Below are 23,601 nucleotides of genomic sequence, written 5' to 3' on the forward strand. Positions count from 1 at the left end.
TGGAAATTTTAGTCGAACGATGTTTCAAGGAGACCTAGCCAGCTCAGGCCTTTGCAAATGCAGATATATCTCCCCATAGCCGAAGTCTCGGTGAATGCCTTTCTCCTCCTGGGGGTAGGCGGATTGGTGGGTATCTTATCTGGCATGTTTGGCGTGGGCGGCGGGTTTCTCATCACCCCGTTGCTGTTCTTGGCAGGCATCCCGCCGGCGGTCGCCGTCGCCACTTCCGCGAACCAGATCGTTGCCTCCTCGGTTTCGGCACTGATGGCGCATCTGAGGCGACGAACCGTGGACATGCGGATGGGCTCGGTCCTGCTTGTCGGTGGTCTCATAGGCTCGGCACTCGGCGTATTTCTGTTCAACATGCTCAAGGCGTTGGGCCAGGTCGATCTGCTGGTCAAGCTCTGCTACGTGGTGTTTCTCGGAACAGTCGGCGGCCTCATGCTTTGGGAAAGCATCAATGCCATGCTGCGCGCCCGTCGCACCGGCCGGGCCGCAACCCGCCGCAAACACAACTGGGTGCATAATCTGCCAATCAAGATGAAGTTCCGGGTGTCCGGCCTCTACATCTCGGTCCTGCCGCCGCTGATGGTCGGGCTTCTGGTGGGTGTCCTCGCCGCGATCATGGGGGTCGGCGGAGGATTCATCATGGTGCCCGCAATGATCTATCTGCTGGGCATGCCGACCAAGGTCGTGGTCGGGACATCGCTGTTCCAGATCATCTTTGTGACAGCCTTCACCACCATGCTCCACGCCACGACGAATTATACCGTCGATATGGTATTGGCCCTCTTGCTGATCTTCGGCGGCGTCATCGGCGCCCAGTTCGGCACTCGGATCGGCGCGCGTCTCAAGGCAGAGCAGCTGCGCATTCTCCTTGCGATTCTCGTTCTGGCGGTGTGCGCGCAGTTGGCCTTTGAATTGGCCCTGCGCCCGTCCGAGCTCTTCACCCTTGAGCCACTGGCGGCGAGACGATGATCCGCCTCCTGCTTGCCATCATTTTCTGGGCCGGTGCCGTTCAGGCCGAAGAGATCGTCATGAGCCTTTCTCAGGACGAAGTCGCGATCACAACGGTTTTCGACGGCTCCGATATCCTGATCTACGGGGCGATCAAGCGAGACAGGCCGACGCAGGACTTGGCTCCACTTGAGGTGGTCATTTCCGTCTCGGGACCGTTGCAGCCTGTCATTGTCCGGCACAAGGAGCGGCGGTTCGGAATTTGGGTCAACACGTCGGCTGTCACGGTCGACGCTGCGCCATCGTTCTATGCGGTGGCCAGCACCGGGCCTTTGCCCGATGTGCTCAGTGAAACCGAAGACCTTCGCCACTCGGTCTCTATTGGTCGGGCAATTCGCTCGGTTGGGGCCGATGTCATGAATTCATCCGATTACTCGGAGGCGTTGATCCGCATCCGGGCCGGCGATGACCTCTATCAACGCCGCGACAGCAATGTGGATTTTGATGAAGAAACCCTCTTCAGCACGTCGATTTCCCTGCCGGCAAATCTTGTCGAAGGCGATTACCCAACCCGCATATTTCTGACCCGTGACAAGGAAGTCGTCGATCGATACGACACTGTCATTCACGTGCAGAAGGTCGGGCTCGAGCGCTGGCTTTACAATCTCTCAAGGCAGCAACCGATGGTCTACGGATTTCTGTCCTTGCTCATCGCCGTCGCCGCCGGCTGGTCCGCCTCTGCCGCGTTTGCAATGTTGCGCCGCTGAGATTGGGGCTCAATCCCGTCAAGCACTTGGCGATTTCCCCCTCCCCCATAAATAGCGGACCAAATTCCGCGAATTTTTTGTTTACCAATGCCATGCTACTCTAAGTTGTTAACAGTTCGTTAACTATCTGGAAGGAGAGTCGGTATGGGACACAAATGGATCATCGACGTGCTTGAAGATCTGGGTGCATACGCACGGCAAAACGATTTGCCGCTTCTCGCGGATCACCTCGGAGAAGCATCACGAATTGCGATGGCAGAAGCCGCAGTCGCGGTGGAAGAGTCTCCAATTAGGGGATTTGCCGATGGCTCTGGATCTGGAAGGTTATCTGGTTCAAGTGGAACATGCGGGCGGGCTTGAAGACATTCAAGCTCTGATCATCGCACTGCGCGACCACTACCATGTCGCCCATATCGTCTATCATTGGGTGTCTTCGGACGGGGAACAATACGGGTGTGGCACCTATCCGGCCTCATGGGTGCAACACTACATCGATTGCGACTACCTCCGCGTTGATCCGGTCATCATCGGGTGTTTCAAACGCTTCCACCCTGTCGATTGGAAACGGCTCGATTGGTCATCCAAAGGGGCGCGAGCGTTCCAGCAGGATGCCATCGCTCATGGCATCGGCAATCAAGGGTTTTCTATCCCGATCCGGGGGCCCAATGGACAGTTTGCGCTGTTTACCGTGACGGATTCGTGCTCCGACGCCGCGTGGCACGAATTCACCACCCGCCACCAGCGGGAGCTGATCCTGATCTCGCACTACTTCAACCTGAAAGCGCTTGAATTCGAAAGGGACCGCGCTCCCGATCCAGTCCGCAGTCTGTCCCCTCGCGAGGTGGATGCCCTGACCTTCCTCGCGATGGGCTACAGCCGGAGCCAGGTCGCAGACATGTTGACGATTTCCGAGCACACGTTGCGGGCGTATATCGAGAGCGCCCGCTTCAAGCTCGGGGCCGCGAATACCACGCATGCTGTGACGAGAGCACTAAGCGAAGGACTCATCGTCGTCGGTGGAGCCGCTCGGAACGCAACCGGGGGCTGGCCGGGAAAAGACGAGAGTTAACGCCTTCCACAGCCCGGTTTCGCCGCGTTAACCTACCTTTAACGCCTTTGAAACGGTCACTTAGCGTCACGTTAACTATGATTGGGTTACCCATTTCCCCATCGGAAGAGCAACCAACTTGGACGCTGGGGTTAGACAATGTTGCGCTACATCTACGGATCGGACCTGAACGAACATTCACGCCTCGCAGACAGCATGTTTCGCGACCGTGCAGAGCAGTTTCACAATCGGCTGGGCTGGGATGTCACAGTCGATTCCAACGGATGGGAGCGCGATGAATACGACGACCTCAATCCGCTCTACGTCATTTGGGAACGCCCTGGCGGTTTGCATGGCGGCTCCATGCGCTTTCTTCCGACCACGGGTCAGACCATGGTCAACGACCATTTCCTGCACCTGACCGACGGGGTCCGGATCACCAGTCCGTTCATCTGGGAATGCACCCGGTTCTGCCTCTCACCAGAGGCCGATGGCCGGATTGCAGCAGCACTGATGCTCGCGGGCGGCGAAATCATGCGCGGCTTCGACATCAGCCACTTTGTCGGTGTGTTCGACAGCAGGATGGTGCGCATCTATCGAATGATTGGTGCCAGCCCCGATGTTCTGGGCCAGGACGGCACTGGCAGGGACAAGATCGCTGTGGGGCTTTGGGCCTATGATCCTGCCAGCCGCAGCCGTGTTCTGCAGCGTGCAGGGCTTTCGTCCGACCTGTCCGAACATTGGTTTCAGCGGTCGTTTGGGCGGCCCGTCGCCATGCGATTGGCTGGCTGAACCAAGCTCAGCGGGGCTGGCACCCGGCGCGGCCCGAGGCTAGGGTGCGGCATGTCTTTGCCCGCCCTCACTTTCTCTGAAGATCAGGCCCATGCCTGGGATCAGATCAGCACCGTTCTGCGCCAATCAGGCGTGGATCTGGACGATAGTCTGCTAATGCCACCCCGGTCTGACGCGCAAAGCGTCTTGGCCGTGATCGGCAAGGCGGGCTCGGGCAAAACGATGTTGCTGGCGGCGCTTACCAAAGCTCTGGCGGAGGCCGGCGTCGATATTGTCTCGGGCGATTGGGAAGGCAAGCGCCGCAAGGATCGGCGCACACTGGCCATCCTCGCCCCGACCAACAAGGCAGCATCGGTGCTCCGCAGCCGCGGTGTTCCCGCGACGACCATTCACCGCATCCTCTATACGCCGGTTTACGACCCTCAATACGAGAAGGTTGCCGAGTGGCTGGCCGGTCAGGGGGACCGACCCGAGATCGAGGGGCTGTCAGACGTGGCGCTTGACCGCGCCTGGGCCTCCTACCAGGCCAATACTTCCGTACCTGCTGCGCTAGCCGCTGCAGGACTGCGGGGTTCGGACTTTATCACCGGCTGGAAACGGCGCGAAGATCCGTTGGACATTGGTTTGATCGATGAATCGTCCATGCTCGACGAAAAGCAGTTCGCCGACCTGCAGGATATCTTTCCTACGCTTATGCTTTTTGGGGATCCGGCCCAGCTTCCGCCCGTGCAATCCTCGGGCGGAATGGTCTTTGAAACCTTGCCGCCCGAGCGCACCCTCACGCTGCATCGCATTCACCGCCAAGATGCGGGCAATCCGATCCTCGATCTGGCCCACGCCCTGGCCGATCCGGCGTTGGAGTTTCATGATTTCGAAAGAATGATCGAAGACGCTGCCAAGACGGACGAACGTGTCGTCATGGCAGGCCGTGTCGAAGCCGACCTCATGGCCCGATCCCCAGTTCTGGTCTGGCGCAATGCCACGCGTATCCGCCTGATCCACGCCTTTCGCGGAGCCTTCAATGCCCCGATCGACGAGTTGCTCGAGGGAGAGCCGCTGATATGCGACGGGATTGAGTTGCCGCTCAAGCACCGCAAGAAGCGCCTCGATCTAGAGGCACGAGGTCTGATCAAAGGGGCGCAGGTCGTCTATCTGGGGCCCGGCAAGCGGCCCGGATTTTCGCGACTGCATGTGTTTGGTGCGGAGGAACCCCAAGTCTCCGCGGCATCCATCGTCAAGATCGAGCAGGAGGGCGACGCGGAGCCGTTCATCCCGTTTGCGGCTCGGATGGGGGCTACATTCCTGCATGGAGCTGCCGTGACGATTCACAAAGCGCAGGGTTCACAATGGGATACGGTTCAGGTCTTTGCCCCCGACATTTACGCCGCCAGCCGCATGGGCCGCGTTGAGGCCGGGCAACCCCTATGGAAGCGCCTCGCTTATGTCGCGATCACCCGTGCAGAGCGCGAGTTGCGCTGGGTCGTGCGGCCGATGCTGGCAAAACCCAAATCGGAGTTGACCATTGCCGACCTGTCCGCGCCGGCCGCTCCGTTGACTCTTACAGGAGAAGATACATGAAGACCGCAATTGTCACTGGCGCCTCAAGCGGCATCGGCCGAGCGGTCGCCGAGCGGCTCTTGGAACATGGCTGGATTGTGGGCCTTGTCGCGCGTCGCGCGGGCCCGTTGGAAGAGATCGCCGCGGCGCACGACGGAGCCCATGCCTTGCCCTGCGACGTGACCTCTCCCGATGATGTGACAGAGGCCTTCGCAGCCTTCACTAGGGCCGCAGGACGACTGGACGTGCTGTTCAACAATGCTGGCATCTTCACCCCGCCTGCCCCTATCGACGAGATCAGCGTCGAGGACTGGACCCGTGCGGTTGCCGTCAACCAGACGGGAATGTTCCTGTGCGCCCGAGCCGCCTTTGGGCAAATGCGCCGGCAATCGCCGATGGGTGGGCGCATCATCAACAACGGTTCGGTGTCCGCCCAGACCCCGCGGGAAGGCGCCACGACCTATACCACGACCAAGCACGCGATTACCGGATTGACCAAACAGATTGCGCTGGATGGCCGGCCCTTCGACATCGCTTGTGGCCAGATCGATATCGGCAATGCCCGTACTGACATGGTCAGCGAACTCGTCAAACGAGAAGCGGCGGCGGGTCGCCCCACGCTAGAGACGATGGACGTCGGACTGGTGGCCGATGCCGTGCGTCACATGGCCGAGCTACCGCTGACGGCCAATGTGCTGTTTCAAACGATCATGGCCACAAAGATGCCACTGGTTGGCCGCGGCTGATTGCCCTGCGACGGCTGGCGAGATAAGAGTGCAGATCGGGTCTGCTCCCATCTCGCTCTCGTTCCTATCGCCGCAGGTTGAGGCAACGTCGGCCTGCTACGACGTCTTGGCCTCAGCCAGCGCATCTTCCCATGTCCGCAATCCGACTTTGGGCGATTGCACCAACACCGACATGTTCCCCGGCTTGTGCTCGTTGCGCCGCATTTTTGTGTGCGCAGCAGGGATCTGGTTCCAGCCAAACACCTCGGACATACAAGGGTCCAACCGACGATCGAGCATCAGGTCGTTGGCGGCGCTGGCTTGCGACAGGTTCGCGAAATGCGATCCCTGCACCCGCTTTTGATGCATCCAGAGGTAACGCGCATCGAGTGTCAGGTTATACCCTGTCGTACCTGCACAGATGACAATCATGCCACCACGCTTGCAGACGAAATTCGACACCGGGAACGTGGCCTCGCCGGGATGTTCGAACACCATGTCGACGTTGTTGCCCTTGCCGGTGATGTCCCAGATGGCTTTGCCAAAGCGGCGCACTTCGGCAAACCAAGACTTGTACTCGGCCGTATTGACCGTCGGCATCTGCCCCCAACAGTCGAAGTCCTTGCGGTTGAGCACGCCTTTGGCCCCGAGGCCCATGACGAACTCGCGCTTGTCCTCGTCTGAGATGACGCCAATGGCGTTTGCCCCTGCGGTATTGATCAACTGGATGGCGTAGGATCCCAAGCCACCCGAGGCGCCCCACACCAGCACGTTCTGACCGGGGCGCAGCTCGTGCGGGCTGTGGCCAAACAACATCCGGTAGGCAGTCGCGAGTGTCAGGGTGTAACACGCGCTTTCTTCCCACGTCAGGTGAGCCGGGCGACGCATCAATTGCTGCGACTGCACGCATGTGAACTGTGCGAATGACCCATCCGGCGTCTCGTATCCCCAGATCCGCTGGCTTGGCGAAAACATGGGATCGCCGCCGTTGCAGTGCTCATCGTCGCCGTCGTCCTGATTGCAGTGAATGACGACTTCGTCGCCGACCTTCCACCGCTTGACCTTGTCGCCGACGGCCCAAACGATCCCTGACGCGTCCGACCCTGCGATATGATATTCCGCGCCGTGCACGTCGAATGGAGACAGCGGCACACCCAACCCAGCCCAAACGCCATTATAGTTGACGCCAGCAGCCATCACCATCACCAGCACTTCGTTGCTGTCGGGCATGGGAACGTCGACGGTTTCGACCTGAAACGCCACATGCGGTTCACCGTGCCGTTCACGCCGGATCGTCCAGGCATGCATCTGCGCAGGCACGTGGCCCAACGGGGGCATTTCCCCAACGGCATAAAGATCTTTCTTGGGCGCGGTCAGGGTGGGGGCATTCTGGTCAAGGGCCATGTCAGTCTCCATCGGGTTAGCCTCAATCGCTCATGCCGCGCTGCAGAATCAGTGCGGCTCTGCCCCCTGATTACAAACGGCTCCGCAAGATTGCAATGTCCCCAATGCTATTTTTGTAATTTTATTACTCAGCGACATCCAGGTCTGCGATGGGTGCCGCCGCATTGGCCTCCTGTGCGAACAGGTGCTCGATGGATCGGGCATAATAGGCGAGGACGTCGACTTCACCGGGGATGACTGCGTAGGTCCCATGATCCTCCTTGACCAAGCCGCGTTCGCTCAGCACCGCCAAGGCGGCCTTTGTAATTGCCTCTGGTTCGCGCCGCGGCAGGATGGCGTCCTTGGTCCTGAGTGTCTCGAGAAGTGCCTCCACATCCCGGCAGATTGTCGCTTCGCTACGCGGCACGCCATCAATCAATACCGTTGAAACAAGCGGCACAGGCAAGACAGGCATGACGGCCCGCACCCGCGCCATGAGCACTTGCGCAGTCACTTCGGCGTCCATCGCCGGGTTCTCAGCGACTTCGGCGGCCAGCGAAAGCGGCGCGCCAAAACTGACGGAGGCCGTTCCAAACCCCTTGAACCGCAAGGTCAACCGCTTGAGGAAATGCCCTCCCAGACCCCGGAGGACATCTCCCAACGGTGGTCTGAACCGGCGAACGCCAGTCTTGTCCGCCTTGATCAAAAAGCGGTCCTCCAGCACGTGATCGTAGTTCAGCGCAACGGGAACAAAGATCACGTCCCGCCCCCCCGGTTGCCAGCCCGACAGGATATAGTTCAAAAGACCCAGCTTTGGCTCACCGACCCGCCCGGTCAGACTGAGCCCGCCTTCGGGAAAGAACGCTTGTGTCACGCCCCCTTGCACCGCCAGTTGGACATAGCGTGCCAGAACTTTTCGGTAGAGGCCGCCACGGTTGCGACGCCGAATGAAGTAGGCGCCCATCGCCCTGATCATCGACGACAGCGGCCATATTCGTGCCCACTCGCCAACGGCATACGACAGGGCCGAGGTTTGTGAGACGAGGTAGGTCACCAGAACGTAATCCATGTTGGACCGATGGTTCATCACAAAGATGACGGCGGCGTCTGGGTCGATCTTGTCCAGCGCGGATCGGTCAAAGGACCCCAGTTTGATCCGATACAGGGACCGGCTGATCCATCGCGCCAATCGCGTTCCGAATGTGAAATAGGCCGTGGCAGAGAAAGACGGAACGATCTCGCGGGCGTAGTCGCGGGCCTTTTCAAAGGCGACGTTCTCAGGGACGTTGTTCTCGTGTGCGTGCTCGACGATCGCTTCGGTGACCTGTGGATCGTAAATCAAGCGCTGGATCATGTCATAGCGGCGCGCCAGCTTGAACGGTTCGATCGGCCTCTGCAGTCTTGTGTTGAGCCGTGCAATCAGGCGCTCCGCCCGTTTACGGAAGAACCAGCGCACAGACGGGAACAGAAAGTGCGACGCAAATGTCACCGCCGCAAACAGCAAGATCAGGATCAAGAGCCAAAGCGGCAATGCTACGGTTTGTGTCATTGCGAGACCGTGACAGGGTTGGCGGCTAAGGTAAATCCACCCATGCCGCAGCGCAGCACATTGACAGCGCCACAAAATTCCGACAAGTGTCCCATCAACGCAATTTTATTACGTCACGAAATCTGGAGCCTGAAATGACCGCATCGAAGGACAAGCCCTGGTTGATCCGCACCTATGCCGGGCACTCCACTGCCGCCGCTTCCAACGCCTTGTACAGGGGCAATCTCGAAAAGGGGCAGACAGGTCTCTCCGTCGCTTTCGATCTGCCAACTCAGACCGGATACGACAGCGACCATATCCTTGCACGCGGCGAGGTTGGCAAAGTCGGTGTTCCGGTCTGCCATATGGGGGACATGCGAACGCTCTTTGACGGCATTCCTCTCGATCAGATGAACACGTCAATGACGATCAACGCCACCGCCCCTTGGCTTCTCTCGCTCTATATTGCCGTGGCCGAAGAGCAAGGTGCGGACGTTTCTGGCCTTCAGGGCACCGTGCAGAATGACATCATCAAGGAATACCTTTCGCGTGGCACCTACATCTGCCCGCCAAAGCCAAGTCTGAGAATGATCACGGATGTGGCTGCATACACTCGGCAACATTTGCCGAAATGGAACCCGATGAATATCTGTTCCTATCACTTGCAGGAGGCAGGAGCATCACCTGAAGAGGAATTGGCATTTGCCCTTGCAACTGCAACGGCAGTGCTTGACGACTTGCGGGCCAAAGTCGCTGCGGACGACTTTCCGGAAATGGTCGGCCGGATTTCATTTTTTGTGAACGCCGGTATTCGATTTGTAACGGAGCTGTGCAAGATGCGCGCTTTTGTCGAATTGTGGGATGAAATCTGCCGGGACCGATACGGAATAAGCGATCCGAAATACCGTCGCTTTCGCTATGGTGTGCAGGTCAATTCGCTCGGTCTGACAGAGCAGCAGCCGGAAAACAACGTCTATCGCATCCTGATCGAAATGCTGGCCGTTACGCTGTCCAAGAATGCACGTGCACGAGCGGTGCAGCTGCCTGCGTGGAACGAAGCTCTTGGATTACCGCGCCCTTGGGACCAGCAGTGGTCCATGCGCATGCAGCAGATCCTCGCCTATGAAACCGATCTGCTGGAATACGAAGATCTGTTCGACGGCAATCCGGCAATCGAACGCAAAGTCGATGCGCTCAAGGCCGGTGCCCGGGCGGAATTGGCACAGATCGACGCCATGGGAGGTGCGGTCGAAGCCATTGCACACATGAAGTCGCGTCTCGTCGATAGCAACGCCAATCGCATTGCAGCGATCGAAAGCGGCGACACTGTCGTGGTCGGGGTGAACAGGTGGCAATCGGGGGAGGCCTCTCCTCTGACCTCGGGTGACGGCGTCGCAATGACGGCCGATCCTGACGCCGAAGCGGATCAGGTATCTCGCCTAAGACAATGGAAAGCCGACAGAAACAATGCCGAGGTACAGCAAGCTCTCACGAATTTGCGGACGGCGGCGCAATCTGGCGCCAATATCATGCCACCTTCGATTGCATGTGCTAAAGCCGGTGTGACGACGGGCGAATGGGCCAATGTGGTCCGTTCCGTCTTTGGCGAGTATCGTGCGCCGACCGGCGTCAGCCCTCATGCCTCGAACCGGACAGAGGGCCTCGACGAGATCCGTGCGGCCGTTGACGCCGTCAGCCAGAAGTTGGGACGCCGCCTGACTTTCCTCATGGGGAAACCCGGTCTCGACGGGCATTCCAACGGAGCCGAACAGATCGCCGCGCGCGCCAGGGACTGCGGGATGGACATGCGGTATGGTGGTATAAGGATGACGCCAGAGGAAATCGTCGAGCAGGCGAAGGCGGAGAAGGCACATGTGATCGGCCTTTCGATCCTTTCAGGCTCTCATCTGCCCCTAATTGACGATGTGCTGCGGCACCTCAAATCCAATGGCCTTTCACACGTGCCGGTTGTTGTCGGCGGCATAATTCCTGATCAGGATATTGCCCATTTGAAACAATCTGGAGTTGCGCGAGTCTATACGCCGAAGGATTTCGAACTCAATCGGATCATGTCTGATATCGTCTCCCTCTCGGAAGCGGGGCTCGCGAAGATAGCGTAGGACTATACGAATGAATTAGTCATACTGATCTAGTAATTGAAGAATCGGCTCTATATTAAACACCCGTGGGGTACACCCTGTCGGGTACTTGTCGTGTATTTTGGCTTGGCTCGGCAAAAACCATTGCACAGGAGCTAAACGCAATGACACTCGATCTGAATACCTTGTCACGCAAGGAGCTGCAGAAATTGCGGCGCGACGTAGACAAGGCCATCGACACGCTCGCCGCGCGAGAGAAGAAGGCGGCTTTGGAAGCTGCCGAGAAAGCCGCGGCCGAACACGGCTTTTCGCTCGCCGAACTGGCTGGCATGTCCGGGAAAAGGGGCGGTAGCAACAAACCGAAATCGCCGCCGAAATTCCGTAATCCGGAAAACCCGGAACAAACCTGGACAGGAAAGGGCCGCAAGCCCGAATGGTTCAAGGCAGGCATCGAATCGGGAAAAACCGAAGACGACTTCGCCATCTGAAAAAGGCCACTGTCATGACAATCCACATCGGCGCCAAAAAGGGCCAGATTGCTGAAACCGTGCTGATGCCGGGCGACCCCTATCGGGCTCGTTGGGCGGCCGAGACGTTTCTCACCGACGCTGAGTGCGTCAATGAGGTCCGCGGAATGCTCGGGTTCACCGGAACATGGCAGGGTCACCGTGTCACGATCCAAGGCAGCGGCATGGGGATGCCGTCGCTTTCGATCTATGCCAACGAACTCATTCGGGATTACGACGTGCAAACGCTAATCCGGATCGGGTCATGTGGCGGCATGCAACCACAGGTGGGGATACGGGATTTAATCCTCGCCATGACGGCGTCGACTCTGTCGACGCCGTCTCGCGGCATCTTTCGAGAGCTCAATTTTGCACCCTGTGCCGATTTCGGGCTGCTTCATGCAGCTCACGCCGCCGCGTCACAGCGAAAGCTGCCAACTCACGTTGGCGGCATATATTCATCCGATGTGTTCTATGATGAACGGCCCGACCTGAATGAACAGATGCAGCGCCACGGCATTCTGGGGGTCGAGATGGAGGCCGCAGAGCTCTATACGCTCGCTGCGCGCTATGATCGCCGCGCCCTCGCGATCCTGACCGTCAGCGATCACCTGATCACACACGAGGCGCTGCCAAGCGAAGACCGCGAGCGGTCGTTCGGGGACATGGTCGAAATCGCACTGACTGCCGCCTTCTCCTGAAAGGAAGCCGATGAAAACCCGCAAGCTGGGGGCGAATGGCCCTGACGTTTCCGCTATAGGGCTTGGCTGCATGAGCTTTGCCGGGTTCTTTGGTGCAACGGACATGGCGACAAGCCATCGCTGCCTTGATGCGGCGGTCGATCATGGCATCACCTTCTTCGACACCGCAAATGTCTATGGCCCCGGACTATCCGAAGAGGTCATCGGCGCGTGGCGCAAAACCAACAAGGCACCGATCACATTGGCCACCAAAGTCGGCATTCGTCGTGATCCAGAGAGGCCGGTCGACAATTCCGCCGACCATATCAACGAACAGATCGAAGGCTCGCTCAAGCGGTTGGGCACCGACCACATACCGCTCTATTACATACACAGGCGCGATCCGGCCGTTCCGGTCGAGGACCTCGTCGGCACACTGGGACGATTGATCGATTCCGGCAAGATCGGTGGCTATGGCCTGTCAGAGATCAGCCCGGCAACCCTGCGTTTGGCCCATGCCGAACGGCCCTGCACCGCTGTTCAGAGCGAATATTCCCTCTGGTCGCGGATGCCTGAACTTGGTCTCGTTCAGGCAACGGCCGAACTAGGGGTGGCATTTGTTCCGTTTTCGCCCCTCGCCCGTGGGGTTCTCAGTGAAGCGTCGCTCGATATTTCGAACATGAACCCTGCCGATTACAGACTACAGATCCCCCGTTTTTCGCCGGAGAACTTTCCGCGCAATATGGCGATGATTGACCCGTTCAAGAGCTACGTGCGGTCACGAGGATGGACGGTGGCGGGAGCGGCCATCGCATGGGTTCTGGATCAGGCCCCGCATATGATCCCGATCCCCGGCACGCGCACGGCTGAGCACCTGAGCGAATGGGTCAACGCCGATCAGATCAGCTTTACCGACGACGACCGCGCGGAAATTGACCGGTTGCTTCCAGTGGGTTTTGCCCACGGCGACCGGTATTCGATGCAGCAGTTGCGCAGCGTCGAACGCTATTGCTGAGCTACCGACCGTGGCTTCGGTCATACCCGTTCGGCTGCGGGCTCACCCAACCATCCGGCGGCGTACCCGTCAGCACTTCTATCCCCAAAGGATAGCATCGAGCGACGTCGCTCGAATGCTCTGCGCCACAGTCTCCTCCGGGGCAGGCACTCAATACTGCGAGCAGGTCGATCTCGGCCAGAAAAGTGATCGCATCCCCTGCCCGCACAGGGCTGGCTTTCATGAAGTATTGCCCGGTATCACGGGTAAATCCCGTGCACATGAACACGTTCAGCACGTCATGGATGAACGGTTCCGCTTCGGCCAGTGACATGCTCGTGGCGTCAGCCAAGGCGCGCGTCAGGTTCGAATGACAACAATAGTGATACTGGCCGCCGCTGAGCAACTGATGGGTATATGGATCGCACCGGGTGCCGATCACATCGTGCACCCCACCTCCGAAATCATCAATTCCATACCACTCTAGCGAATCTTCGACAATGGTCGCCATGGGGCGCAGGGTAGGAAAGTTCGACCACAGCCTGTCTCCACGCGTGACATGGGTGCCGTGGAGCGCCCGTGTCTTGCCCGAATAGAACCGTTCTGACAGATCGGTCGCGTTGAACAGATTGAGGTCTCCGACTTGTGGTCCTTTCGGGCATGTGATCCGCAGGAACGACCCTGCGGGCACACGCACAGCCGCCGCGTCGCGCGGTGGAACCAGCACTGCATCCGCCAGTTCGGCATTCTCCAACGCAGCGGCGTAGGCACTCATGTCGGGCGCGGGCAAATCCGCGACGGGATAACATATCACCGGGCGAACTGCCCGCCTCTGATCGGCATCTACCGGTGCATCTGTCATCCTGTTCCCCTTTCAATCCACGTCAGGTCGCCCACTGCGCCTGCCTCGCGGTCTGCGCAAACGCTGCACAATCAGCACATCGCGGCTCCTCACAGGGCCGTTATCGGATAAGATATAGTTCTGATTTGAAAGGGAAGTCCCATGTCTCGATCTGCCGGTTTTCGGTTCTTTGTCCTCGGCGCACTCATACTGCTGATGTTCATACCGCTGTTCTTCGTTGGCGCCATCATTGACGATCGGTCCAACTATTCGCGCGACGCGATTAGATCTGTCGGACAGGATTGGGGTGGGCCGCAGGTCATCAACGGACCGCAGATCGTAGTCCCGGTCGAAGGACCGGTGACGCGCCTGCAACCGTTTACCACGACAGACCCGTCGACCGGAGAGCAACGCACCGAGTCCCGCGAAGTCACCGAAATCGAACGCAAAAGCCCGCTAACTCTCTCACCCGACCACTTCGAAGTTGCGATGAACACCGTGACGAGCGAGCGCCGGCGCGGCATATTTCGCGTGCCTGTCTTTACCGCAACGAGCCAGATACAGTTTGATCTCGCGGTTCCCGATGCCGGCCCTTTCCTCGAAGCAGGCGAGGTCGCCTTGTGGAACCAAGCCTATCTTGTGCTAGGTCTGACGGACAACAGAGCGTTGCGCGGAGCCGCCGTCCTTACCATTGATGGAACGGAATTTGCACTGTCCCCACGGCCACGGGAGCCGGGGATCCAGGCAGCGATCGGTGATCCGCGAGCCTTCCAGAGCTATGAACTGACCTTGGGTTTCAACGGTGCGGAGAGCCTCGACATCGTCCCGATCGGACGTGACAGCGTTGTGACGATGACCAGCGATTGGCCTCACCCGTCTTTTGCAGGGGCATTTCTGCCCGACGGCTCAGAGATCACCGAAAACGGCTTTCGCGCGACATGGACCATCCCGCATCTGGCGCGAAATCTGCCACAAGCCACTCGAGGCGACTACGCCAATGCGGCGCGCACCACGGCATTCGGCGTGCAGTTTTACCAGCCGAACGATTTCTACCAGAAAGCCTATCGCGCCGCGCGCTATGGCATTCTGTTCATCGCGCTCACCTTTCTGACCGTCTTTCTGATCGAGAACAGGGCGCAGAGGCCCGTGCATCCGGTCCAATTCATCCTGATCGGGCTGGCGCAATCCATTTTCGTGCTCTTGATGGTCTCCTACGCAGAGCAGATCGGGTTTGGACCGGCCTATGCGGCATCTGCCGGTGCGACAATTGCTCTCTTGGTTCTCTTTGGTGCGACCGGCCTGCAGCTCGGGCGGAGGACATGGGTTCTGGGCGCGATGTTGGTCGTGCTTTATTCGGTGCTCTATCTGATTTTGCGCAGCGCCGATTATGCATTGTTGGCCGGCTCCACCCTTGCATTTGGTGCATTGGCAGCCACCGTCATCGCCACTCGGAACGAGGATTGGTACGGCCCGGAACGCACGGGGCCACGACGCGGTTGGTTCACCAAACGGCCCCCTTCGACGCCATCCACCCAATCTAGTGAGCCGCCCAATCAGCTGTGAGCTCGATATTTGGATGACCGCTCATTGACTGCATCGCGAAAGGATCGCGTGGCGCCGGAGTGGCAGGAAACGATCACAAAGACGAAGGCCCACCGGCTCGCACCGGTGGGCCAAATTCCGAGATCCGATTCGTCGGGGTTAGATGACCCGCTCGACCAGTTGCTTCTTGATATCGCTGATCGCTGCTGCCGGGTTAAGGCCCTTGGGGCATGTCTTGGCGCAGTTCATGATGGTATGACAGCGATAGAGCTTGAACGGATCTTCCAACTCGTCCAGACGCTCACCCGTTGCCTCATCGCGGCTGTCGACGATCCAACGGTGCGCCGCAAGCAGCGCCGCCGGCCCGAGGTAGCGATCACCGTTCCACCAATATGAGGGGCAGGACGTGGAGCAGCATGCGCACATGATGCATTCGTAGTGGCCGTCCAGCTTCTCGCGATCCTCGACCGACTGCCGCCACTCTTTGGCGGGCGGGTTGGTCGTTGTTTCAAGCCATGGCTTGATGCTCGCGTGCTGGGCGTAGAAGTGGGTCAGATCGGGGATCAGATCCTTGACCACCGGCATATGCGGCAGCGGATAGATTTTGATGTCGCCCTTGATCTCGTCCATGCCATAGATGCAGGCCAAAGTGTTGATCCCGTCGATGTTCATCGCGCAGGAGCCGCAAATGCCCTCTCGGCATGACCGGCGGAAGGTCAGGGTCGGGTCGATCTCGTTCTTGATCTTGATCAGCGCGTCCAGAACCATGGGGCCGCAGCTATCCATATCGACGAAATAGGTGTCTAGCCGGGGATTCTGACCATCGTCCGGATTCCAGCGATAGATCTGGACCTTGCGCGTGTTTGTCGCGCCCTCTGGCTTTGGCCATGTCTTGCCGGTGGTCATCCGGCTGTTCTTGGGCAGCGTGAATTCAACCATGGGTCACCTCTATTTCAGATCTGGCAGTTTGCGCAAAGAGCATCGCCGTTTGGCAAACGGTCGGCGGCAATTGCGCGTCGATAAATGGGATCGCCGCGATTGCAGCGACCGTATGAATTTCCGTGAGCGGTCGTCCCTGAGACATGTCGATCAGCCCCGCTTCGTGGCGATAAAGAGGGTTTCGCCGCGCATCAGACCATAGGTCAGAACATCCGGTTCAACCGCAGTATATTCGGATAGTTCGAAACCCGCCGCGCGAATGCGGTCGCGGAGATCGCGCCCATACATGCGCACGTGATCTGCCTGGCCAAAATGCAGGTTGCGCTGCACCGGGCCATCCACGTTGGCGTTCTCATAGGTCTCGGCCCATCCCTCGACGATCGGCGTCATGATCATCGCGGCCCCACCCGGCCTTAGCAATCGGTGAAGCTCGGACAAGGCTTTCGCATCGTCCACGTGTTCCAGAACATGGCTACACAAGATCCGATCATAGACGGCATCCGGCAGATCAGTATCCTCGATATTGATCGTATGCGTCATCTTTCGACCGGGACTGATATCAGCCGTGTCATATGTCCCGACCGAATCCTTGATGAACCGCGATAGCGGCGCCTCGGGTGCGAAATGCAGCAACTCATGCTCGGGCTGCAGAAAACCTGTCCGTGTGCAATAGAGATAGAGCAGCCGGTGCCGCTCCAGCGCATTGCACTTGCCACAGCGCGCGTCAAAGCGGGGCGGCTGACCGAAGACCGAAAACATCCCGTAGTAACCGCAGATCGGGCAAGAGCGCGGCGTCAGCCCACGGGCCGCATTGCGAAAGCGGTTGATCTGCTTCTTCACGTTGCGTTCGATCTGATCCCGATACATTTCGGTCTGATCGATATGCGGCGGAATATCGACCATCAGCGGAGATCCGGAAACCGTATGGGCGCTTGGCCGGAGCGAGCGTAGACGCACTGCTCATAGACATCCATGGGATCCCGGCCGGTCAGGAAATCACTGCTGACCCCGATGGCCACGTCTGTGAACGTGCTACCGCCCGAATTCGCACCAATCGTGACGCTCCCGGTCGGCCCTTGCGCCGCACGAGCCTGATCCTCGCACACTTCGGCTGCCTGCTCTGGGCTGAGCATCACAGGTGTGCAGGCCGCAAGGCCGAGGATCAGGACCGTCCAGCGCATCAATACACGCGAGCTTTCGGAGCGATCTTCTTGAGGTCGATCCCGCCGTCTTCTTCCTTGCTCAACGGATCGAGATGAACCGGGCGGTAATCGAGCGTAGTCTTGGTATCGTCGACATAGGCCAAGCTATGCTTGCGCCATTCCTTGTCATCGCGATCGGGATAGTCCTCGTGGGCATGGGCGCCGCGGCTTTCCTTGCGGGCTTCTGCTGCAACAATCGTCGCCAGAGCGTTCGGCATGAGATTCGTGAGCTCGAGCGTCTCCATCAAGTCAGAGTTCCAAACCAGAGACCGGTCCGTCACCTTGATGTCAGACATTTTGCCCGCCACATCTTCCATTTTCTTGACGCCCTCGGCGAGCGTCTTGTCGGTGCGGAACACAGCGGCATCCGCTTGCATCGCCTGCTGCATCTCAAGACGAAGTGCCGCCGTCCCGATCGATCCGCTGGCGTGGCGCAGACCGTCGAAGCGGTCGAAGGCTTTTTCGACGCTGGCCAAATTCGGGGTCGGCACGGCAGATGCGGGATCCACCACCTCGGCTGCCCGGATCGCCGCAGCGCGGCCAAACACCACAAGGTCGATCAGCGAGTTCGACCCGAGCCGGTTCGCTCCGTGAACCGAGGCGCAACCTGCTTCGCCGACAGCCATCAGGCCGGGCGAAATCGCGTCGGGGTTGTCCGCGGTCGGGTTCAGCACTTCGCCCCAATAGTTGGTTGGGATACCGCCCATGTTGTAGTGCACCGTCGGCAGCACCGGGATCGGCTCTTTGGTCAGATCGACGCCTGCGAAGATCCGGGCGCTTTCGGAAATGCCCGGAAGCCGAAGATCCAGCGTCTCCGGCGGCAAGTGGTTCAGGTGCAAATGGATATGGTCTTTGTTCGGGCCAACACCCCGTCCCTCGCGGATTTCCATGGTCATGCAGCGGCTGACCACGTCACGAGAGGCGAGGTCCTTATACGTCGGCGCGTAACGCTCCATGAAGCGTTCGCCTTCGGAGTTCGTAAGATATCCACCCTCGCCACGCGCGCCCTCAGTGATGAGGCAGCCGGCACCATAAATGCCGGTGGGATGGAACTGGACGAATTCCATGTCCTGAAGCGGCAAACCCTGACGGGCCACCATACCGCCGCCGTCGCCCGTGCAGGTGTGCGCGGACGTTGCGCTGAAATAGGCGCGGCCATAACCACCAGTGGCGAGCACGACCATTTTGGCGCTGAACAGGTGCATCGTGCCATCGTCGAGCTTCCAGGCCAGAACACCTTGGCAGACGCCGTCGTCGGACATGATCAGATCAAGCGCGAAATACTCGATGTAGAACTCGGCTTTTTGTTTCAGGCTCTGGCCGTAGAGCGTGTGCAGAATGGCGTGGCCTGTCCGGTCGGCCGCGGCACAGGTGCGCTGCACGGGAGGGCCTTCGCCGAATTCCGTCGTATGGCCGCCAAAGGGGCGCTGATAGATCTTGCCCTCTTCGGTCCGCGAAAACGGCACGCCATAGTGCTCGAGCTCATAAACGGCCTTTGGCGCTTCACGGGCGAGATATTCCATCGCATCGGTATCACCGAGCCAGTCAGAGCCCTTGACGGTGTCGTACATATGCCACTGCCAATGATCCGGCCCCATGTTGGACAAGGACGCGGCGATGCCCCCTTGGGCCGCAACGGTGTGCGAGCGGGTCGGAAACACCTTGGTGATACAGGCGGTCTTCAGCCCCTGCTCGGCCATGCCCAAGGTGGCGCGCAATCCAGCGCCGCCGGCGCCGACAACGACCACGTCGAATTCATGGGTCTCGTATTCATATGCAGCCATGGATCAGAAGCTCCGAAAAAACGTGTGGTGGGCGGCGCTCAGAGCGCCAGCCGGACAATCGCGAAAAGAACCACGGCAGCGGCGCCGTAGCTCAGGCAGATGGCGCCGATGATCAGCACCTTGCGGGCCATGCCGTGCACGTAGTCCTCGATCAGGGTTTGCACACCACCGCGGAAGTGGATCAGGCCGACGAGCATGGTAAGCGCCGCGACAATCGCCGGATAGGGGCGCGAGTAATAGGCGATGATCTCTTCGTACGTGCCACCCAGCGCAGGGCCAAAAGTAAACACGAAGAACGGAACGAGGATCGCCAAGGCGCAAGACGTCACGATCATTTGCCAATGATGCTCTGTCCCGGTCTTGGCGGCGCCATTGCCCACGGCGCGCTTGCGGTCGGTCATATATGCCATGTCAGCCTCCTTACACCACGATCGCGGTGAAGATCGTCATCAGGACTGCGATGATCACCATCGCCTGCCCCATCATCTCCGACTTGTGCACATCCAGCAGATATCCCGCATCCCACACCAGATGACGCAGCCCGCCGAGCATGTGATACCAGAGCGCTCCGACGCTGAGAAACAGCACCAGATCGCCAAACCAACTTGTGATCACACCGTTGGCCGTTGCGAAGGCTTCGGGCCCAGCGGCGGCAGCGGCAAACCACCATACGATGAGCAGTGTCGCCACGATCAGCGCGTTTCCGGTAATCCGCACGAAAATGGACGTCATCGACGTCCATTGCGGACGGTAGATCGTCAGATGCGGCGAGAGGGGGCGATTTCCCCGATTCACATCGGCCATGAGAGTTCCCTTCCTGGCAATCGGCATAGGTCGGCTAACGCGCCAAACTTGGCACCTTGTGACGCATTTTCCGGGGGAAGTCATCCACCCGCAAGGGTTAAAACCGCGTCATCAAGCCGCGAAATCGCAGAAAGTTTCGCTCTGTGATCACGGCAGCCGAGACTGTGATCACAAATAGTCCTCTGGCTCGATGTTCGCAGAACCAACAAGGATCGGCCTGCACAGGGGCATCCGATCACCACCGCGGGCCTACCGTTCACGGCCGGCCCACGATACCGCCTAGCGCAGCTGCTCCAGAGCCTCGCGAACCGACGTCTGAAACGACAAGGACATCACCGCGACCTCACCGTCCATATGGAACCCGGCCAGATAGACGAACAAGGATCTGGCCTCGTCCTCGGTCCGCAAGGAAAAGATCTCTTGCACCAACCCCGGATCGTCGCGGCGTTGAACCACAGAGGTGCAGTGCGTGAACCCACCGGGAAAGTAGTTGGCAAGCCCGGTCGTCATGCCGGACCACATCTCGTCGGAAACAGACATCTTCGACAAGAGCGGCCCCAGGGACTCGCGCGTTACGCCATCGAGAAAGACCTGCTTGACCGCTTCGAAATTCGGGACCACCTCAGATGGGCTGGGATCACACACCTGAGCGGCGGCGGGAGCCCCGGCCAGAAGGCAGACAGCAATCAGGTGCGCGTGTTTCATACAGGCATCAAGGCCCAGAAATCCAAATCAAGCAAGACGTCGGAGAGATATTTACCGTCAGCCCCTCGCAACGCACCGGCTTCGCCCTTGGTCGCTACCAACCGCAGCCGGACGGCTCCGACCCCCGGAGCCTTAGTTTCGGCCGTTGCCAGCACTTCGGACCAAGCCCGGACCGTGTCGCCAGAGAAGCAGGGGTTTGCGTGCGCACCTGCGTTGAGGGCCACGATCAGCTGCGCATTCGCCAATCCGTTGAACGAAAGCGCACGAGCCAAGGAGATCAAATGTCCGCCATAAATCAGACGCTTGCCGTCGTCGCGCTGAGTAGCATCGAAATGCACCTTGGCGGTGTTCTGCCAAAGCCGGGTTGCCAGCATATGTTCGGCCTCTTCGACGGTCACGCCGTCTACGTGGTCGATGATCTCGCCGACGGAATAGTCACTCAACCGATGAGGTTCGCCGGCCAGACCGAAATCATAACCTGTGAAATCTAGGCCATCCGGCACCACAAGCGTTTCGGGCGGGACAACGGACGCCAAATCGGGAATGACGGCCTGCGGCGCCTCTCCCGGTGCACGCCGGCGCACCATGACCCAGCGAACGTAGCTCAAAACTTCGGTGCCATGCTGGTTGAGTCCGCGCGTCCTAACCCAGACCACCCCACTCTTTCCGTTGGAGTTCTGTTTGAGGCCAATGACTTCCGACTGTGCGCGCAGGGTATCGCCCGGCCAGACCGGAGCAAGCCACCGCCCCTCGGCATAGCCGAGGTTGGCAACGGCATTCAGCGACACGTCGGGAACGGTTTTGCCAAAAACCGTGTGGAACGCTATCAGATCGTCGAGCGGTGCGGCCGGAAGCCCGCAGTCGGCTGCAAATGCGTCCGAGGAATAAAGCGCGCCCCGCGCAGGATAGAGCGCGTGATACAGGGCTCGCTCTCCTCCGGACAGCGTCCGCGGCACCGCATGGTCTATCACCTCGCCGAGCCGGTAGTCCTCGAAAAAGCGGCCAGCGTTGGTTTTCGTCATTGCTGGCCCAGCTTCATATCCGGGGAATAGTCCTGCGGCACGTCCTTAGTCACCGCTTGTGCACAGCGCATCACACCGTTGGCAGCGTCAAAGCCGTAGGCTGGATCGCCGTAGAGTTCCCAACCCTTTGACAATGCCTCGGACACTTTGTGGCAGAATTCCGACGTGTCATCCGCGGTCAGCAATCGATACAGTTTTGCCATCATTTCACCCCCAAGGTTGTACGCCGAGCCAATTGTGGATCAGCATCACGACAGTCACGATGACCAGCGTCAACACGACATAGATGGCTTCCTTGCGGGCGCCTCCATGAGCTGGCGGAGTCCAGGCCGGTTCTTGCGAATTGATCAGTGCGATTTCGACCAACGCCCAGATCAGCAGCCCTCCAAAGAGTACGAACGATGCAACATCGCCGTTCACCAAAAGGTGCGCCACGGCCCAGAGCGAAAAACCGGTTAGTTGCGGATGGCGCATCTTGGTGCCCAGCCAGACACGAGGCTTCCCTGCTGCTGGCCCCCCTACGGCATAGACATAGAATGCCACGACCATCAGCAGATTGTTGATCCCCACCAAAGGCGCAGACCGCCCCCAGAAGACCGCACCTTCGGCACCACGATATCCGATCACCATAAGAACCACGCTCAGCACGATGGCGACCGCAACAAGTCCTTTGCCCGGATCACCCAACTTGCCCCGTGGCCCCGGCGCCAAACGCTTGAACAGATGCGCGGCCCACCAAAGAGCGACGCCCAAAATCAATAGTGTCATGCGCCCTCAAGCTCCTCGATGGCATCCCTTTTCGCCAAGGTCGCCTTTGCCGTGACGATATGCAAGTTCTCCACGATCTTGCCATCAACGACAGCGACGCCCTCGCCCTTGGCCTCTGCCTCCGCAAAGGCTGCAATCTGTCGTTCGGCCAGGTCGATTTCGTCAGCAGAAGGCGCGAATGCTGCGTTCGCCAGTTCCAACTGGTCGGGATGAATCAGAGATTTGCCGTCGAACCCCATGTCGCGGCCCTGCGCGCATTCGTGAGCCAGACCCTCCATATCGCGGAACGCGTTGTAGACTCCGTCCAGCGCCACGCGGCCGTAGGCCCGAGCCGCCACGAGGCATGTCTGAAGCGCGAACAGCAACGGTTCGCGGAATTGGCTCGACCGCGTTCCGAGATCCTTCGCGAGATCGTTGGTGCCCAAGACAATTCCGGCCAGTCTGGGATGCGCACAGATACTGGCCGCATTCAGCACCCCCAAAGGTGTCTCCATCATCGCCCAGATCGGCAGATCTCCGACCAGTTCCGCCAATGCATCCAGATCCGCGGGCCCGTTCACTTTGGGTAAGAGAACACCGTCGCAATCCATATCCGCCACGGCCAATGCGTCGTCGCGGCCCCATTCTGTTTCGAGCGCATTGATCCTGACGATCCGGGCGCGTGGCCCATAGCCCCCTTCTGCCAACGCTTCAGCCAGCGCCGCGCGAGCGGCAACCTTTTCGGACGGCACAACGGCGTCTTCCAGATCAAAAAGGATGGCATCGGTCTGCAACGTGCGCGCCTTGGCCAGCGCACGGGACCGCGAGGCTGGAATATACAAGGCGGAACGATAGGGGCGGGTCATCTCAAGGTCCTTCCTGACATGCATTCACTGAATGCTGGTCGCAATAAAGTTGCGCGCAGAAAGCCCAAAATTTGGGGATATTTCAACCCCAAATGCGCCGCAGCGCAGCATTC

At 59.4% G+C, this 23,601-nt stretch carries 25 protein-coding genes; 11 read left to right on the forward strand and 14 right to left on the reverse strand.

Going from position 1 to position 23,601, the window contains the following annotated elements; all coding sequences use genetic code 11:
* Positions 1 to 57: 57 nt before the first annotated feature.
* From LOM8899_RS00830 to LOM8899_RS00855, 6 genes are all read left to right on the forward strand, one after another.
* Entirely contained in the window at positions 58 to 978 is a 921-nt protein-coding gene (locus tag LOM8899_RS00830) for a sulfite exporter TauE/SafE family protein (protein ID WP_093990272.1), read from the forward strand.
* The gene (locus tag LOM8899_RS00835; protein WP_093990273.1) at positions 975 to 1,724 is read left to right on the forward strand and encodes a TIGR02186 family protein; all 750 of its coding nucleotides are present in this window, start codon (positions 975 to 977) and stop codon (positions 1,722 to 1,724) included. The genes LOM8899_RS00830 and LOM8899_RS00835 overlap by 4 nt, the downstream gene beginning before the upstream one ends.
* Before the next feature lie 304 nt (positions 1,725 to 2,028).
* Positions 2,029 to 2,793: a helix-turn-helix transcriptional regulator gene (locus LOM8899_RS00840; protein WP_093990274.1), complete on the forward strand. Its 765-nt coding sequence runs from the start codon at positions 2,029 to 2,031 to the stop codon at positions 2,791 to 2,793.
* A gap of 138 nt (positions 2,794 to 2,931) precedes the next feature.
* The gene (locus LOM8899_RS00845) at positions 2,932 to 3,564 is read left to right on the forward strand and encodes an acyl-homoserine-lactone synthase (RefSeq protein WP_093990275.1); all 633 of its coding nucleotides are present in this window, start codon (positions 2,932 to 2,934) and stop codon (positions 3,562 to 3,564) included.
* Between the two features lie 51 nt (positions 3,565 to 3,615).
* Positions 3,616 to 5,142, forward strand: coding sequence for an AAA family ATPase (locus LOM8899_RS00850; RefSeq protein ID WP_093990276.1), 1,527 nt, complete (start codon positions 3,616 to 3,618; stop codon positions 5,140 to 5,142).
* Complete coding sequence (locus LOM8899_RS00855) at positions 5,139 to 5,867, forward strand: SDR family oxidoreductase (RefSeq protein ID WP_093990277.1); 729 nt, start codon at positions 5,139 to 5,141, stop codon at positions 5,865 to 5,867. The genes LOM8899_RS00850 and LOM8899_RS00855 overlap by 4 nt, the downstream gene beginning before the upstream one ends.
* Before the next feature lie 96 nt (positions 5,868 to 5,963).
* Here LOM8899_RS00855 and ccrA read toward each other — a convergent pair whose 3' ends face one another.
* Together ccrA and LOM8899_RS00865 are read right to left on the reverse strand one after the other, a co-directional pair.
* Positions 5,964 to 7,250 carry a crotonyl-CoA carboxylase/reductase gene (ccrA, locus tag LOM8899_RS00860; RefSeq protein ID WP_093991340.1) on the reverse strand — a complete coding sequence of 429 codons (1,287 nt, stop codon included), beginning with the start codon at positions 7,248 to 7,250 and terminating at the stop codon, positions 5,964 to 5,966.
* 124 nt (positions 7,251 to 7,374) lie between these two features.
* Complete coding sequence (locus LOM8899_RS00865) at positions 7,375 to 8,778, reverse strand: 1-acyl-sn-glycerol-3-phosphate acyltransferase (RefSeq protein WP_093990278.1); 1,404 nt, start codon at positions 8,776 to 8,778, stop codon at positions 7,375 to 7,377.
* A 122-nt stretch (positions 8,779 to 8,900) separates the two neighbouring features.
* On the opposite strand from LOM8899_RS00865, the gene LOM8899_RS00870 reads away from it, so the two are divergent.
* The 4 genes from LOM8899_RS00870 to LOM8899_RS00885 all read left to right on the forward strand — a co-directional run bounded on the left by LOM8899_RS00870 (position 8,901) and on the right by LOM8899_RS00885 (position 13,057).
* Positions 8,901 to 10,877 carry a methylmalonyl-CoA mutase family protein gene (locus LOM8899_RS00870; protein WP_503100227.1) on the forward strand — a complete coding sequence of 659 codons (1,977 nt, stop codon included), beginning with the start codon at positions 8,901 to 8,903 and terminating at the stop codon, positions 10,875 to 10,877.
* Between the two features lie 143 nt (positions 10,878 to 11,020).
* Positions 11,021 to 11,344 carry an H-NS histone family protein gene (locus LOM8899_RS00875; protein ID WP_093990280.1) on the forward strand — a complete coding sequence of 108 codons (324 nt, stop codon included), beginning with the start codon at positions 11,021 to 11,023 and terminating at the stop codon, positions 11,342 to 11,344.
* A gap of 14 nt (positions 11,345 to 11,358) precedes the next feature.
* A complete protein-coding gene (gene deoD, locus LOM8899_RS00880; protein ID WP_093990281.1) occupies positions 11,359 to 12,063 on the forward strand; it encodes a purine-nucleoside phosphorylase in 705 nt (234 codons plus the stop codon).
* Positions 12,064 to 12,073: 10 nt separating this feature from the next.
* On the forward strand, positions 12,074 to 13,057 hold the full coding sequence (locus LOM8899_RS00885; RefSeq protein WP_093990282.1) for an aldo/keto reductase: 984 nt from the start codon (positions 12,074 to 12,076) through the stop codon (positions 13,055 to 13,057).
* A gap of 1 nt (position 13,058) precedes the next feature.
* Here the strand turns inward: LOM8899_RS00885 and LOM8899_RS00890 are convergent, their stop codons facing one another.
* A complete protein-coding gene (locus LOM8899_RS00890; RefSeq protein ID WP_093990283.1) occupies positions 13,059 to 13,898 on the reverse strand; it encodes an urea carboxylase-associated family protein in 840 nt (279 codons plus the stop codon).
* A 141-nt stretch (positions 13,899 to 14,039) separates the two neighbouring features.
* Between LOM8899_RS00890 and creD the strand changes: the two genes are divergently transcribed.
* Complete coding sequence (gene creD, locus LOM8899_RS00895) at positions 14,040 to 15,440, forward strand: cell envelope integrity protein CreD (RefSeq protein WP_093990284.1); 1,401 nt, start codon at positions 14,040 to 14,042, stop codon at positions 15,438 to 15,440.
* A gap of 138 nt (positions 15,441 to 15,578) precedes the next feature.
* Here creD and LOM8899_RS00900 read toward each other — a convergent pair whose 3' ends face one another.
* From LOM8899_RS00900 to LOM8899_RS00950, 11 genes are all read right to left on the reverse strand, one after another.
* Positions 15,579 to 16,358 carry a succinate dehydrogenase iron-sulfur subunit gene (locus tag LOM8899_RS00900; protein ID WP_093990285.1) on the reverse strand — a complete coding sequence of 260 codons (780 nt, stop codon included), beginning with the start codon at positions 16,356 to 16,358 and terminating at the stop codon, positions 15,579 to 15,581.
* Between the two features lie 150 nt (positions 16,359 to 16,508).
* Positions 16,509 to 17,261 carry a class I SAM-dependent methyltransferase gene (locus LOM8899_RS00905; protein WP_093990286.1) on the reverse strand — a complete coding sequence of 251 codons (753 nt, stop codon included), beginning with the start codon at positions 17,259 to 17,261 and terminating at the stop codon, positions 16,509 to 16,511.
* On the reverse strand, positions 17,261 to 17,539 hold the full coding sequence (locus LOM8899_RS00910) for a hypothetical protein (protein ID WP_093990287.1): 279 nt from the start codon (positions 17,537 to 17,539) through the stop codon (positions 17,261 to 17,263). The genes LOM8899_RS00905 and LOM8899_RS00910 overlap by 1 nt, the downstream gene beginning before the upstream one ends.
* Positions 17,539 to 19,344 (reverse strand): succinate dehydrogenase flavoprotein subunit, encoded by a 1,806-nt coding sequence (sdhA, locus tag LOM8899_RS00915; protein WP_093990288.1) that lies wholly within the window; start codon positions 19,342 to 19,344, stop codon positions 17,539 to 17,541. Before sdhA ends, LOM8899_RS00910 begins: the two co-directional genes overlap by 1 nt.
* 38 nt (positions 19,345 to 19,382) lie before the next feature.
* Positions 19,383 to 19,754, reverse strand: coding sequence for a succinate dehydrogenase, hydrophobic membrane anchor protein (gene sdhD / locus LOM8899_RS00920; RefSeq protein ID WP_093990289.1), 372 nt, complete (start codon positions 19,752 to 19,754; stop codon positions 19,383 to 19,385).
* Positions 19,755 to 19,764: 10 nt separating this feature from the next.
* Positions 19,765 to 20,148: a succinate dehydrogenase, cytochrome b556 subunit gene (gene sdhC, locus LOM8899_RS00925; protein ID WP_093990290.1), complete on the reverse strand. Its 384-nt coding sequence runs from the start codon at positions 20,146 to 20,148 to the stop codon at positions 19,765 to 19,767.
* 279 nt (positions 20,149 to 20,427) lie between these two features.
* The gene (locus LOM8899_RS00930) at positions 20,428 to 20,853 is read right to left on the reverse strand and encodes a hypothetical protein (RefSeq protein ID WP_093990291.1); all 426 of its coding nucleotides are present in this window, start codon (positions 20,851 to 20,853) and stop codon (positions 20,428 to 20,430) included.
* Positions 20,850 to 21,875, reverse strand: a complete 1,026-nt coding sequence (locus tag LOM8899_RS00935) for a MaoC family dehydratase (RefSeq protein WP_093990292.1) — start codon at positions 21,873 to 21,875, stop codon at positions 20,850 to 20,852. Before LOM8899_RS00935 ends, LOM8899_RS00930 begins: the two co-directional genes overlap by 4 nt.
* Positions 21,872 to 22,078: a DUF1737 domain-containing protein gene (locus LOM8899_RS00940; protein ID WP_093991341.1), complete on the reverse strand. Its 207-nt coding sequence runs from the start codon at positions 22,076 to 22,078 to the stop codon at positions 21,872 to 21,874. Before LOM8899_RS00940 ends, LOM8899_RS00935 begins: the two co-directional genes overlap by 4 nt.
* Positions 22,079 to 22,082: 4 nt before the next feature.
* Positions 22,083 to 22,643, reverse strand: a complete 561-nt coding sequence (locus tag LOM8899_RS00945) for an NnrU family protein (RefSeq protein ID WP_093990293.1) — start codon at positions 22,641 to 22,643, stop codon at positions 22,083 to 22,085.
* A complete protein-coding gene (locus LOM8899_RS00950) occupies positions 22,640 to 23,488 on the reverse strand; it encodes an HpcH/HpaI aldolase/citrate lyase family protein (RefSeq protein ID WP_093991342.1) in 849 nt (282 codons plus the stop codon). The genes LOM8899_RS00945 and LOM8899_RS00950 overlap by 4 nt, the downstream gene beginning before the upstream one ends.
* Between the last annotated feature and the right edge of the window lie 113 nt (positions 23,489 to 23,601).

Origin of the sequence: Flavimaricola marinus, from assembly GCF_900184895.1 — a bacterium.
GTDB lineage: Bacteria > Pseudomonadota > Alphaproteobacteria > Rhodobacterales > Rhodobacteraceae > Flavimaricola > Flavimaricola marinus.